Origin of the sequence: Actinomadura livida, assembly GCF_014648675.1 — a bacterium.
In the GTDB taxonomy this organism is placed as follows: Bacteria; Actinomycetota; Actinomycetes; order Streptosporangiales; family Streptosporangiaceae; genus Spirillospora; species Spirillospora livida.
In genome coordinates, this window is the sequence record NZ_BMRO01000013.1 from 192798 (window position 1) to 206164 (window position 13367).

The 13367-nt window shown below is 70.3% G+C and carries 13 protein-coding genes; 6 read left to right on the plus strand and 7 right to left on the minus strand.

Going from position 1 to position 13367, the window contains the following annotated elements; all coding sequences use genetic code 11:
* Nucleotides 1-250 precede the first annotated feature (250 nt).
* Nucleotides 251-1156, minus strand: coding sequence for a terpene synthase family protein (locus IEZ03_RS28560; protein WP_184889290.1), 906 nt, complete (start codon nt 1154-1156; stop codon nt 251-253).
* A gap of 61 nt (nt 1157-1217) precedes the next feature.
* A complete protein-coding gene (locus IEZ03_RS28565; RefSeq protein WP_229808640.1) occupies nt 1218-2588 on the minus strand; it encodes a cytochrome P450 in 1371 nt (456 codons plus the stop codon).
* Between the two features lie 375 nt (nt 2589-2963).
* On the opposite strand from IEZ03_RS28565, the gene IEZ03_RS28570 reads away from it, so the two are divergent.
* The gene (locus IEZ03_RS28570) at nt 2964-4148 is read left to right on the plus strand and encodes a cytochrome P450 (protein ID WP_184889280.1); all 1185 of its coding nucleotides are present in this window, start codon (nt 2964-2966) and stop codon (nt 4146-4148) included.
* A 22-nt stretch (nt 4149-4170) separates the two neighbouring features.
* Here IEZ03_RS28570 and IEZ03_RS28575 read toward each other — a convergent pair whose 3' ends face one another.
* Nucleotides 4171-5382 carry a cytochrome P450 gene (locus IEZ03_RS28575; protein ID WP_184889278.1) on the minus strand — a complete coding sequence of 404 codons (1212 nt, stop codon included), beginning with the start codon at nt 5380-5382 and terminating at the stop codon, nt 4171-4173.
* A gap of 226 nt (nt 5383-5608) precedes the next feature.
* Between IEZ03_RS28575 and msrA the strand changes: the two genes are divergently transcribed.
* The 3 genes from msrA to IEZ03_RS28590 all read left to right on the plus strand — a co-directional run bounded on the left by msrA (nt 5609) and on the right by IEZ03_RS28590 (nt 7618).
* Nucleotides 5609-6259, plus strand: coding sequence for a peptide-methionine (S)-S-oxide reductase MsrA (gene msrA, locus IEZ03_RS28580; protein WP_184889275.1), 651 nt, complete (start codon nt 5609-5611; stop codon nt 6257-6259).
* Between the two features lie 294 nt (nt 6260-6553).
* The gene (locus IEZ03_RS28585) at nt 6554-7036 is read left to right on the plus strand and encodes a hypothetical protein (protein WP_184889274.1); all 483 of its coding nucleotides are present in this window, start codon (nt 6554-6556) and stop codon (nt 7034-7036) included.
* A gap of 177 nt (nt 7037-7213) precedes the next feature.
* Entirely contained in the window at nt 7214-7618 is a 405-nt protein-coding gene (locus tag IEZ03_RS28590) for an NUDIX hydrolase (protein WP_221480911.1), read from the plus strand.
* A gap of 23 nt (nt 7619-7641) precedes the next feature.
* Here IEZ03_RS28590 and IEZ03_RS28595 read toward each other — a convergent pair whose 3' ends face one another.
* Nucleotides 7642-8049, minus strand: coding sequence for a nuclear transport factor 2 family protein (locus IEZ03_RS28595; protein ID WP_184889272.1), 408 nt, complete (start codon nt 8047-8049; stop codon nt 7642-7644).
* A gap of 50 nt (nt 8050-8099) precedes the next feature.
* On the opposite strand from IEZ03_RS28595, the gene IEZ03_RS28600 reads away from it, so the two are divergent.
* A complete protein-coding gene (locus tag IEZ03_RS28600; protein ID WP_184889270.1) occupies nt 8100-8579 on the plus strand; it encodes a MarR family winged helix-turn-helix transcriptional regulator in 480 nt (159 codons plus the stop codon).
* A gap of 23 nt (nt 8580-8602) precedes the next feature.
* Nucleotides 8603-8989 (plus strand): thioesterase family protein, encoded by a 387-nt coding sequence (locus IEZ03_RS28605; protein WP_184889268.1) that lies wholly within the window; start codon nt 8603-8605, stop codon nt 8987-8989.
* 266 nt (nt 8990-9255) lie between these two features.
* Here IEZ03_RS28605 and IEZ03_RS28610 read toward each other — a convergent pair whose 3' ends face one another.
* Genes IEZ03_RS28610 through IEZ03_RS28620 form a run of 3 tightly spaced genes read right to left on the minus strand, consistent with a single transcriptional unit; the run spans nt 9256 to nt 13249 of the window.
* A complete protein-coding gene (locus IEZ03_RS28610) occupies nt 9256-10086 on the minus strand; it encodes an ABC transporter permease (RefSeq protein ID WP_184889266.1) in 831 nt (276 codons plus the stop codon).
* On the minus strand, nt 10083-12563 hold the full coding sequence (locus IEZ03_RS28615; protein ID WP_184889263.1) for an alpha/beta fold hydrolase: 2481 nt from the start codon (nt 12561-12563) through the stop codon (nt 10083-10085). Before IEZ03_RS28615 ends, IEZ03_RS28610 begins: the two co-directional genes overlap by 4 nt.
* A 53-nt stretch (nt 12564-12616) precedes the next feature.
* Nucleotides 12617-13249, minus strand: coding sequence for a TetR/AcrR family transcriptional regulator (locus IEZ03_RS28620; protein WP_184889261.1), 633 nt, complete (start codon nt 13247-13249; stop codon nt 12617-12619).
* Between the last annotated feature and the right edge of the window lie 118 nt (nt 13250-13367).

Consider the following 13367-nt stretch of genomic DNA (forward strand, 5'->3'; position numbering starts at 1 on the left):
TGCCCCCAAGGCAAGGCGACGAGACCGGCGACCAGTTCCGCGGCCTGGGCCGTCGTTCCGGTCGTGGACGTCGTGCTTGAGTGAGCAGGCGCCGTCCTCGGGTGGCTTAACGCCGTCCTCGGGTGGGTGGACGCCGCCGAGCCGGCGCTCCGGGTCGATGCCGAGCGGGACTGCTCTCCGTCCGTGCAGGCATGGCGAGAGTCCGTGCGGGAGTGGGTCCGTCCGATCTCGTTCACGGGCCGCCGGTCGTTCACAGCTCGCCCCAGTAGTCGGCGGCGCCGTAGAAGCCCATGCTGTAGCCGATCTGGCGTTCCAGGTAGCGGGCCTCGCGGGGACATGTCTCATGCAGGGGACGCAGTAGCTTCCGGCAGTGGTCCACGAGCTCGCCGATCCTTTCCTTGACGGTGGCCCTGTCGGCATCGGGCAGCAGCATCGCGTTCAGGTCGCCCCAGGTGACGTCCCGCTCGTAGGTGGCGAGGTCGTTGAGCAGTCTGAGGACGCGCTGGACCTCTCGGCTCGCCTCCAGCAGCGGGTCGAGGTGCGTCAGCGCGGACGGCCGGGAGGTGAAGATCCAGTGTCCGGCGTTGACGAACGTGGAGCCGAAGTTGTCGGCGTTGGCGAGGTACTCGTCGAGGGTCGGCGTCCAGGCGCCGGTCTCGGTGCGGACCGCCTTCCACTCCCATTCGAGCGCCATCGCGTCCAGCATCCGCCGCAGCTCGTCCAGCCAGACGGCCCGGTGCGCGGCGAAGGCGGGGACCTCGGCGAGCAGGTCGCGGATCTCGGTGAGGAACCGGGTCAGCGGCGCGTCCGCGGCCGGGGCCCCGTCGATGACGGCGTCCGCGCACTGGACGACGAGCGCCTCGACGTCTCCGCGGGCCTTCGCCCGGTAGTCGATCAGCCAGTCGAGCGCGAAGATCCACAGCGAGGTGCGGTTCGCGACCCGCAGGGCGGCGTGGGAGTCGTCCGGCGAGCCGAAGGCGTTGGCGAGCGACACGGCGTTGAAGAGGGTCGCGTCGAAGGGCTTCGCGTCGAACAGGTCCGGGTGCGCGGCGGCGCGCTCTTGCAGGTCGCGGGCGCAGTGCGTGGCCAGGGCGCAGATCCGGCCCTGTTCGGCCGCCGCCCGTATGGGATCCGTCTCCGCATCGGCCGCCGTCATGGGGCGCCGCCCGCGCGGTGCGGCGTGTTGGAGCGGTCCCGCCGGTCGCCGTGTTCGGCCCTCATGTCCGTCCGCCCACGGGTACGAGGCGCATCTCCAGTTCGTGCTCCGGCCGGAGCGTGCGGCCCATGGCGGGACGGGACGGCACGGCACCGACCGGTTCGGGGCGGTACCGGCTGAGCACGCTCGCCGCGATCAGCTGCGCCTCGATGTGGAAGAGGTGGTTGCCGACGCACTGGTGCGGCCCGCCGCCGAACGGGAAGTACGCGTAGCGGTGCCTGCCCGCGCTCCGCTCCGGCGCGAACCGGTCGGGGTCGAACTCGTCCGGGCGCTCCCACACGTAGTCGAGGTGGTGCGTCAGGTACGGGCTGATCAGGAGGCTCTGGCCCTCCTTGACGGGCGTGCCGGCGATGGTGCCGGAGCGCACGGCCATGCGCGGGAACTGCCAGCCGACCGGGTACAGCCGCAGCACCTCCTGGACGACCTGCTTGGTGTAGGTGAGCCCGCTCAGATGCTCGGGGCCGACGCGGTCGCCGCCCACCACGCGGTCGATCTCCTCGTAGAGCCGCGCGGCCACCTCGGGATGCCGGCAGAGCAGGGGCCACAGCCAGCTCAGCGCCGTGGCGGTGGTCTCGGTCCCGGCCGCGTACATGCCGACGAGGTTGTCGCGCACCCACTGGTCGGTCAGCCCGCTGCCCTCCGCGGACCGCGCCCGGCACAGCGCGGTGAAGATGTCGAGACCCTCGCCGGGGTCGTCCCGGTACTTCTCCACGAGCCCGAACATCACGTCGTCGATGGCGCGGATGCCCGCCCGGTAGGACCGGCCGCGCGGCGTGAGCGCCTCGGGCATGAAGGGCAGCAGGACGCGGAAGGCCAGGGACGCGATGACCGCCTCGAACGCCGGGGTCAGCCGGGCGATCTCCGCGGACCGGATCTTGTGCCCGAAGAAGATCCGGACCACCGTCTGGTTGACGATGCGGGCCATCTCGCGGCCCGCCGCCACGGGACGTCCCGCCTGCGCGGCGGGGTCGAGCTCGTCCACGGCCGCGTTGATGGTGTCGGCCAGCCGGCCGGTGAGGGCCCTGATGTTGCGGGACGTGAAGACCGGCTGCAGGACCTTGCGGCTGACCGCCCACGACTCGCCCGTGCCGCCGAGGACCCCGGTGCCCATGAGGTCGTCGAGGGGACGCCAGAAGATGCCGTCGCGCGTATAGGTGTCGGATTCCTCGCGCAGGACGATTTGCAGATGTTCTGGGCGCGTCACCAACAAAGGCTTAACAATGCCGAGGTCTAGCCGGACGACTTCCCCGTCCGCCGCCCTGCTGATGCGTTCGAGTTCTTTCAGCGGGTCCCGGATGAAACCCGGCAACGTGCGATGGAGGGGAAAGTTCTTCGGTTTGCTCGGACGAGTGCTGGAGACGGTGACGGACATCGCGGGTGCCCCCCAGAGTGACCGCCCGGGGAAGGGACGGTGTGACGGTCGCTCGGCGCTCCTCCTGTCCTCGCCTGCCGTGCCCGGGGGTCGGCTCCCGTGCCCGGAGGTCGGACCGAAGAGTGGTATAAAGTTGCCCAAAATCGGACGAATGCGGTGAGAGTATTACATGTAACGTTCGGTACGGCAAGATCTCACTTGTCGTGTAGCGCCCACTGACGAGTGATATGTCTCACTCGGTGGGGTGTATTGCAATCCGAACGTAGAAGTGGCAGTAGGTAGGCGAATGAGGTGTCTGGGGCACTTCCCAACCACCATCCTGAGCCTTACCATCTGCGACTCATAGGACGTACCTCCGGGCGGGCGGGATGGGTCATGACTGCTGAACTGACGGGTGGGGACGTGCTCCGGATGGAGGAGCTCCCGATGGCCGACGACCGGGGGGAGGGGTACGCGGTGATCCGCGCCGCCGGCGCGGTGGCGCAATCGGACGCCGGATACCTGGTCACCACGCGTGAGCTGGCCGAACACGTCTTCAAGAACCCGGAGACGTACTCGTCCGAGCGGGCCTTCGACACCCTCGGCAGCCCGGTGCCGCTCGTCCCGATCGCCTTCGATCCGCCGGACCACACCCGCTACCGCCGGCTGCTCCAGCCGTTCTTCACCCCCCGCGCGGCGGCCTCCGTCGAGCAGGCCGTCCGGGACCAGGTGGCGGAGCTCATCGACGGCATCGCCGCACGAGGCTCCTGCGACGCGGTCGCCGACCTCGCCCGGCCCGTCCCGGCGAAGGTCTTCCTCGACCTGTTCGGGCTCCCGCAGGACGACCTCGACCGCCTGCTCGCCTGGCGCGAGGTCATCATCCGCATGGCCGACCTGTCCGGCGCCGGCGAGCAGCCGCCCGAAGCGATGCAGTCCGCCGCCGAGCTGTTCGGCTACGTGAGCGCGCACGTCGCCGAATGCCGGGCCGGACGCGCCGAGGGCCTGCTCCGCAGCCTGTTCGAGGGGGACGACCCGTTCACCGACCAGGAGGCCATCGGCCTGTGCTTCTTCTTCGTCCTCGCGGGCGTCGACTCGGTGACCAACGCGCTCAGCCTCATGTTCGCCAAGCTCGCCGCCAGGCCGGCCCTCCGCCGCCGGATCGCCGCCGACCCCTCGACCATCCCGGCCGTCGTCGAGGAGATGCTCCGCGTCGACCCGGCCAACGCCGTCGTGCCCCGCGTGACGACACGTGACGTCGTCCTCGCGGGAGTCTCCATCCCGGCCGGGGCGACCGTGAGCGTGGCCGTGGGCGCCGCCAACCGCGACCCGGCCGACATCAAGGACCCCGACGAGTTCGACCCGGGCCGGGACTACAACAACCTGACGTGGGGCAGCGGCCCCCACCGGTGCCTCGGCATCCACCTCGCGCGCACGGAACTGAGGGTCGTCCTTGAGGAATGGCACCGGCGGATTCCCGAGTACGAGCTCGCGCCCGGTGCCCGCCCGCAGGTCGCCTGGCCCACGGGCGTGATCGGGATCGAGAGCGTCCCGGTCGTCTTCCCGCCCGGCGGCGGGGCCTGACGCCCCGCCGCCGGCGGCGGCCCTAGCCACTCCAGGCGACGGGCAGCGCCTTCGGGCCGAGGACGGCGTGCCCCGGCTTGTAGACGATCTCCTCGGACGGCACCGCCAGCCGGAGCGCGGGCAGCTCCCGGGTGAGCAGGGCCATGGCCGTCACCACCTCCAGGTGCCCCAGATGCCGCCCGATGCAGTGGTGGACGCCGTACCCGAAGGACAGGTGCCGGTTGGGGTCGCGGGCGAAGTCCATGCGGTGCGGGTCGTCGAAGACCCGCGGGTCGTAGTTCGCCGCGTCGCTGGACGGGATCACGAGATCCCCCTTGCGGAGCTGCGCGCCGCTGGGGAGGGTCACGTCCTGCACCACCCGGCGCGGCATCGCGTCAGCCGCCGTGACCGAGAACATGCGCTCCAACTCGGTCACGGCGCCGGGCACGGCCTCGGGGTGGTCGGTCAGGTAGGAGTAGGCGGTCTCGTAATCCCCATAGGGATGCGTCAGAAGCGCGTGCACCTGGATGCCCACGCTGCTGGCCACGGTCTCCCACCCGCCCAGGACGAGCGTGATCGGAAGCTTGATCTGCCTGTCGGGCGACAGGTGCGCCCCGCCGACGGCGACCTGTGACAGCAGGTCGTCCCCCGGCGCGTGGCGCCGCTCCTCCACGAGTTCGCTCATGTAGGCGACCATCGAGATCAGCGCCTCGTCCGCGCCGATGCGGGTCTGCTCGGTGGTGCCGAGGAACGCGTCGCCCCACTCCCGGAACCGCAGCCGGCCGTCCTGCGGCAGGCCGAGCATGTCGCAGACCAGGTTGAGCGAGAAAGGCAACGAGAACTCGGTCACCAGATCCGCCGGCTCGCCCCGCTCGACCATGACCTTCAACTGCGCCGCCGCCCGCTCCACGGCCGTGTCCCGCAGCCGCTCCACGGCCCGCGGCGTGAACCAGTCCCGGACGGAGCCGCGCACGCTCGTGTGCTCGTCCGGGTCCAGCCCGAGGAGGGTGCCCTCCAGATCCACGTCGTCGGCGTCGGCGGCGGCCTCCCGGGAGAACACCGCGTGGTTCCGCAGCACCTGCTCCACGTCGTGGTAGCGGGTGATGAGCTTCGCGATCGACCCGTCCGGCCGCCGGACGTCCGCGACGCCCGTCCCGGTCTCGCGCATCTCGTGGTACGCGGGGTTCTTGAACAGGCCCGGCCGGTTCACCCCGTCGGCGTCCTGGTCCAGCGGGTGCGGGGTCGGAGCGGTCACAGCCTCTTCCGGACTGACTTCCACGGCCATCAGCGAGAGTTCCCTTCGTTCGCGCACACCGCTCCGCCGCCCCGGTCGGACGCCCGGGACGCTGGTCGGACAAAAGTAACGATCGTTACAAACTCCCAGAAATCCTTCCACATCCACCACACAGCAAAACACCTCCCCCAGGTAAGCAAGTGCTTGCGCCCGGGGAAGCAACCGGTCAGCGGCTAACCTGAAGGGCATGTTCGGCTTTGCGAAGACCAAGATGGTCTCTCCGGTGAAGGCACTCCCCGGCAGGGACGAGCCCATCCCGGTGCCACCGCGCCACGAGGTCCTCGACGCCCCCCTCGCACCCCCCTACCCGGACGGCGCCGAGATCGCCGAGTTCGCCCTCGGCTGCTTCTGGGGCGCCGAACGCAAGTTCTGGCAGACCCCCGGCGTCATCTCCACCGCCGTCGGCTACGAGGGCGGCTACACCCCGAACCCCACCTATGAAGAGGTCTGCAGCGGCCAGACGGGCCACACCGAAACCGTCCGCGTCGTCTACGACCCCACCAAGGTCTCCTACGAAGACCTGCTCCGCATCTTCTGGGAAGCACACGACCCCACCCAGGGCATGCGCCAGGGCAACGACGTCGGCACCCAGTACCGCTCAGCCGTCTTCTACAGGACCGACCTAGAACAAAAGGCCGCCGAAGCCACCCGAGACGCCTACCAGGACGTCCTCACCGCCGCCGGCCACGCCCCCATAACCACCCAGATAACCAAGGCCACCGACTTCTACTATGCCGAGCCCCACCACCAGCAATACCTCCACAAAAACCCCAACGGCTACTGCGGCATCGGAGGCACGGGCGTGTCCTGCCCGGTCGGCGTCGCCCCCGCCGAGTGACCTTTACGGCGCACGAGGTTTCGATCCTCTGGGCAGAGCAACGATCGCCCGCAACCGGCCGGAGCGGGCCACTCCGAGCTGACGTTCCCGGAGGATCTGCGCTGACTGGATGCGCCGAGCGGAGAGTCAGTGGCGACACTCGACGCCTACATTGCCGGGTGTGTCTCGACCTACCTACAGGTGGGGGCCATACGTGTGGAGCGGCGAGGGTCTGACCGGCTGCGGACGTGAGGTAATCGCGTGCGCGGGCTGCTGCGTCTTCGGGATATGAGCGGGATCGGGTGGAGACCCCTGTTGTCAGTGGTGCTGCTGATGGGTGTGGTGTGGCCAACCGTGACCGCCTGCACGCCGGAATCCGGCGGCGTGGCCGGGATGACGCTGGATAGGGCTGGGCGTCCCGCCGTGGTAGTGGCCTGGTGTCCTGGAAAGGCACCGGATTCGATCTACCTTTACACGAGCGACGATCTCGCGCCGGAAGTGACCATCCGCCTTCAGGCGCCGGCTAAGTTCCCAGGAAAGATGATTGAGGTGCCCATCACCTCTCCACCGGTGGGATGGACGGCCGATCCACCTGCGCCTGTACTTGATTCTGCACGTGTCTATTCCGTTTACGCCCCGGTCACCGGTAGTGAATACACCTCTCGCGGTCCAAGGTTCACGCTGGGGCGCTTGCGTGGTGACGGCTGGATCCTCGTGAATGAGTACGACCAGGAAATTGACCGCTACGTCGATCTCTACATTAGGGCGGCGGATCTCGTTCGTAGGGCGGACTGCTGAGCGCCAGGCCAGGTGCAGTAGTCCGGTGAACTGTCCGGCTTCTCGATCCTCTCCGGATGTTGCTGTCTGGTGGGTTGGGGGCGGGGCGTTCACCATGGGGGTGTGGATCGAGTTTTAGCTGTGGATGCGGGCGGGAATGCCTTGACGGCGTTTCTGGCGGCTGCGCGCACTCCGTGTGTGCCGGATGACGTGCCGATGCCTGCGGCTCTGGTCGTGGTCTCGTGCGGGCGGGATGTGCTGTTGGTGTTGAACCGCTTTCGTCGGAAATGGGAACTTCCCGGTGGGTTGATCGACCCTGGTGAGACGCCTCTGCAGGCAGCCATGCGGGAGTTGTGGGAAGAGAGCGGCTTGCGGCTGGCCACCCTTGACCTGGCTGGGTACGCGCGTTTCCGGCTGACCGGGCCGCCGCGGGAGGAGTACGCCGCTATGTACAGCGCCAGGGTCTCTGTGCGCTTCACGGGGTTCACGCCGAATGAGGAGATCAGCGCCATTTGCTGGTGGGATGTCGCCAATCCTCCTCCTGCGGACACCCAGATCCTCGATGTGAAGCTGGCCGAGTACGTCCGCTCCGGACACGGCTGAGGGGACTGCTGATCAGTTTCGGGTCAGGTGGGTGGGAGGCGGTCGTAGCAGTCGTAGTTGCGTTGGGTGAGGATCTTTCCGTCGCGGAACTCCAGGAAGGTCGCGATGTGGGCCCGGAGGGTTTCGCCTGCGGGGATGGCGCCCATCGGAACCGCGGTCGTGCCCGTCCAGAGGACTTCCAGGGCTACCTGGTCGCCGGCGGCCAGGGCGTTCAGGACCATGAAGTTCTGCGCGCTCAAGGCTTTGCGGCCTGCTTCGGCGGCGGCGCAGAGGTCCGCCAGGTTGCGGACGTTGCCGCTGGGGAAGAGCGCGTTGGGCAGCTCGTGGTGGGTGGCTTCCGGATCGAAGAACGCGGCTAGGTCTTGGCCGGTGGCGAAGGCCGAGACCGCCTCGTGGTAGCGGAGCGCGGTGTCGATGTTGGGATGCGCCATATTGACAACCTTAGTTGTACAACCATGGTTGTCAATATGACAATGGTGGCATGACGGCACTCGACCCTCGGCAGCTCGACACCGGGACGCTCGCGTTGTTCGTCGGGCAGGCGGCGGCGGCGCGCGTGCAGGAGCAGCTGGGTGGCCAGGGGTTCGGCGACCTGCGGTTCTCGCACGGGTACGTCTTCCAGCATCTGATCGACGACTCGCCCACGGTCGGTGAGCTGGCCGTCCGGCTGGACATGACGCAGCAGGGGGCCTCCAAGGCCGTGGCCGAGCTCGAACGGCTCGGCTACTGCGAGCGTGTGGCCGATGCCGCTGATGCTCGTGTGCGCCGGGTGCGGTTGACCGGCCGTGGGCGGGACGCCGTCGCTGCGTCGCGGCGCGCACGCGCTGATTTGGAAGGGCGGCTGGCCGACCGCTTCGGTGAGCGGAACCTGGCGGAGCATCGAGAGTTGCTGATCCGGCTCCTGGACGACCTCGGCGGAACGGCGGCCGTGGAACGGCGGGCCGTGCGGCCACCCAGATGACCGGAGGGCGGCAGGATGGGGGGATGGAGCTGGGGTCGCGGGGCGTGGTGTCGGCTGTGGTCGGGGACGACGACACGGCTGTTCGGGTCGGGAGTGGGGACGTGCCGGTTTTGGGGACGCCGCGGTTGCTTGCGTTGGCGGAGGGGGCCACGGTCGAGGCGGTCGCGGGGCTCGGGGACGGGCGGACCTCGGTGGGGACACGGGTCGAGCTGGAGCATCTCGCGGCCAGCCCGGTCGGCATGCGCGTGACCGTCGAGGCCGTGCTCACGGAAGTCGACGGCGCGCGGCTGGTGTTCGAGTTCGAGGCCACCGACGAGCGGGACGTCGTGGTGGGGAAGGGCCGCGTCGAGCGGGTGGTGGTGGATCGGGAGAGGTTCCTGGCGCGACTACCCCGCGTGGACCGGGGCTAGTACGGCAGGAGGCGGCCGGACGGGGTGCGTAGGTCGGGCGGGCTCGGTTGACGTGGGGGTTTGGGACGCTTGATGAGCTGCTGCCGTGCCATGGTGATCATCTCCCCCCATCGGGGCGGGCTTAACCCGGTGATCGACGCGATGTCGATCCGTAACCCCTAGGACGCGCCCGCGGTACGCGAGGTTCGACGAGCTTATGCGACCGACACTGCCGGTTCGACCGATTTTCAGCGGATGTTCGTCGCCGTCCGTCGCCGGGCGGTCGCTCAGGAGACGATGTCGCGGGAGCGGAAGAGGCGGAACGACAGCGCGAGAAGCACGGCCGCGTAGGCGATGGAGAGGGCCGCGCCCTTCGCCATGCCCGTCCACTGGACCTCGGGTTGGAGGGCGTCCATCCAGGCGTACATCCAGTGGGTCGGGAGGAACTCGCGCCAGGAGCCGAGGGCGGTGACCGCGTCGATGATGTTGCTGAGGATGACGAGGCCGACCGCGCCGCCGACCGCGCCGAGCGGGGAGTCGGTGGTGACCGACAGGAGGAAGGCCAGGGCGGCGACGACGAGCTGGGAGACGAGGGAGTAGCCGATGATGATCGCCATCCGGCCGAGCGCGGTGCCGACCGGGACGGTTCCGCCGGTGGGGAGTACGACGTCGCTCCAGCCGAAGCCGACGGTGCCCGCGACCAGTGACATCAGCGGGAGGCTGAGCACGGCGAGCACCGCGTAGCCGAGGGCGACGACGAGTTTGTGGCGCAGGAGGCGGGCGCGGGGAACCGGGGCGGCCAGCAGGTAGCGGAGGGACGCCCAGTTCGCCTCGCTCGCGACGGTGTCGCCGCAGAACAGGGCGACCGCGACGACCAGCAGGAAACCCGTGGCGACGAACAGGGCGAACAGGGCGAAGTTGAGGGCGCCGGCCGTGGCGACGTCGACCAGGCTGGGGACGCCGTCCGGGGACGGTTCACCGCCGATCTTGAAGGCCAGCACCAGCACCCACGGAAGGGCGAGCAGGATCCCGAACGCGACCAGGGTGCGGCGCCGCCGGAGCTGCCGGACGGCCTCCACTCGCAGCGGGAGCGTCCGCCGGACGTCGTAGGCGGTCATGGCCCCTCCCCGATGAGCTGCAGGAACGCGTCCTCCAGGCGGCCGGACGCCCCGACGAGCTCCGCGACTGGGCCGGCGGCGACGCGGCGGCCGCCCGCCATGACGACGGCGTGGGTGCAGGTCTGCTCGACCTCGGAGAGCAGGTGGCTGGAGACGATGACCGTCCGCCCGGCCGCGGCGTACCGGACGAGCACCTCCCGCATCTCGCGGATCTGCGGCGGGTCTAGGCCGTTGGTGGGTTCGTCCAGGACGAGCAGGTCGGGGAGCCCGAGCATGGCCTGCGCTATGGCGAGACGCTGCCGCATCCCGTGGGAGTAGGTGCGGACGGCGCGGTCCAGGGCGGAGCCAAGGTCCGCTATCTGCAGCACCTCGTTCATGCGGGCTTCGGCCTGGGGGCGGCCGGTGGCGCGCCAGTAGAGGTCCAGGTTGTCGCGGCCGGACAGGTGGGGGAGGAACCCAGGTCCCTCAACGAAGGAGCCAAGGCGGGCTAGGACGGGTGCACCGGGAGTGACGTGGTGGCCGAAGATGCGGATCTCGCCGGAGTCGGGATGGATAAGGCCCATCAGCATCCGCAGGGTCGTTGTCTTCCCCGCACCGTTCGGGCCGAGCAGCCCTAGCACCTGTCCCTTCTCCACCTGGAAGGACAAGTCGGCAACGGCCAGGTGGCCGTTCTTGTACTTCTTCGTCAGGCCCGTTATCTCCAGCGGGGTCTCGCTGTCCTGTTCGTCTCTGCGGCGGTGACGCCCCGGTAGGACGATGACGAGCGAGACCACGATGGCGGCCAAGGGGAGAGCCCAGACCCAATGCGGGACGGGTGCGGAGGCCGTTGTCAGCGAAGGCACGGTCGGGACGGTCAGCGGCGACACCACCCGCACCTTGTACGAGGCGGGCTTGGCCGGTGTCGCGAAGCCCATGTCGGTGGTCGCGACGACGAGGCGGATCTGGTGGCCGCGGTCGAAGCGGTGGTCCATCGCGGGGAGCCGCACGGTGACGTCCCCGGACGCCCGGAACGCCGCGGGCAGCCGCCGCGCGAGCGTCGCCGTCCCGCCGGGCGCGACGTCGTACAGCTTCGCGAACAGCGGCCCGTCGCCGTCCACCCTGAGCCGGACGCTCGCGGCACCCGTCAGCTGGACGGGCCGCTCCAGCGGCGCCGTGTCGAAGACCGCGGCCTGCCCGGGCATCTCGGTCGGCAGCCCCCCGCCGCCCGGCCCACCACCACCAGGCCCGCCTCCGGCCGGGAGTGAGTCCAGCGAGCCGAGTCCGGGCAGCGCGGAGATCGACGCGGGGGAGCCGCCGGGGGGATGGTGCACCGTCTGCTCGCCCCCGCCCAGCGGCAACTCCACCGGATCGCCGGAGAGGCCGGGATATGTCCGGGTGGTCGTCTCCGTCACGACGACCTCCCGGGCGGACGAGTCGAGCCCGCCCGTCCGCGTCACCGTGAAACCGTCCGGCGCCGGTGGGGCAGCGCCCTTGAGCCGCGTGTCGAAGAAGTCGAGGACCATGTCCCCGATCCGCTCAACCTCGGGGTCGCCGCCGTCGTGGCCGCCCTGGAACCAGACGACCGACACCGGTGCGCCGTTCGCGGCGATCGCGCGGGCGTTGGCGTCGGCGTGCTCCAGCGGGAACAGCGAGTCGGACTGCCCCTGCACGAGCAGCGTGGGCACCCTGATCCGGTCGGCGACCGACGCCGGGCTCGACCGCCGCAGCGTCTCGATCGCCGACTCGGTGGGCCGGCCCGTCTCCGCGACCTCCTGGTACATCGCGCACAGCGACGGCAGGAAGCGGCCGCATGCCGTCGGCCCGGCGCTGCCGGTGAAGAACAGGCCCGCCCAGAGCTTCTTGAACACCCCGTCCGCGGGTCCTCCCCCGGCCGCGTCCGGGAACAGCGCGTCCGGGAGGCTGTGCCAGGTGATCATCGGGGCGATGGCGTCGACCCGCCGGTCGTGCGCGGCGGTCAGCAGCGCGATCGCGCCGCCGTACGACCGGCCCGCCATGCCGACGCGCGGGTCGCCGGGGCCGTCGAGCCGGACCTCCGGGCGCCGTGCGAGCCAGTCGACGAGCTGCCGGACGTCCTTGACCTCGTAGTCGGGCGAGTTGAGCGCGATCTCCCCGCCGGAGAGGCCGAACCCGCGCGCCGACCAGGCCAGCACCGCGTATCCGGCGCGGGCGAGGTCGCGTGCCTCGTCCGCCACGTCGGCCTTGCTGCCGCCGAAGCCGTGCGCGAGCATGACCGCCGGTGCCGGGGTACCGTCGGCGGGCTTGTAGAACGTGGTGTCGAGCGTGACGCGCTGGTCGTCGCCGGGGCCGTCGACCACGGTGATGCGCTGGTCGACGGACCGGACGTGCGGCTCGCCGTCCGCCGCGGCGCCCCACGCCGCGCACCCGGCGGCGAGCGCGGCGGCCGCCGCGGCCGCGGTCCAGCGCGTGGCGCGCCCCGTCCGGCTCCACCGTGTCCTGAGCGCGCCCCCGGGCTTCATGGTTGACCAGCCTATGCGCGGCCCGCCCCGGCCGTTCCGTCAGCGCCGTTCCGTCAGCGGCCGGGCGGCGGGCCGAGGGCGGCGGTGAACATGGCGGTCAGCCGGTCGGTGAGCTCGGCCGGGTCGGCGGCGCGCAGGTCGGTCACGCCGAGCAGGCGCCGGACGGGCGCGCCGCCCATCAGGATCGTGGACGCGAGCAGGGCGCGTGCGCGGGCGTCCGGGCCGGTCAGCTGCGCGGTCATCGGTGCGACGATCACGTCCTCCAGGTAGTGGAGGAGGATCTGCTTCACCTCGGGCTGCCCGGCCGACCGGTCCAGCATCCGCGAGACCGTGGTGACGCGGTCGGGGTCGAGCTGCCGGACGAAGTGCTCCGCCAGCCGCCGCGGCAGCCCCTCGGGGTCGCCGGCGATCACCCCGCGCAGTACCGACTCGCCGGCGAGGACCTCCCCGAACAGCGCCGCCTTGGAGCCGAAGTACCGGTTGACCAGGGCCATGTTCGCCTCGGCCCGCGCGGCGATCATGCGGACGGTGACGCCGTCGTAGCCGTGCTCGCCGAACAGGTCGCGGGCGGCGTCCAGGATGCGGCGCCGGGTCGCCTCCCGGTCGCGCTTCGGCCGCCGCGGCGTCCCCGCGTCCGCACTCGCGCCGGACGCCGGCGCGCGCTCGGCCTCCTCCTCGACCCGCATCTGCGGTACCAGCCCATCCGTTCCGCTCTCGGTGACCTGCCGGTGCAGCAATCTACCGGTTGCAAGTAAACAAGCGTCTACATAAGATACATGTACAACACAGGTAATCAAGTCAGCC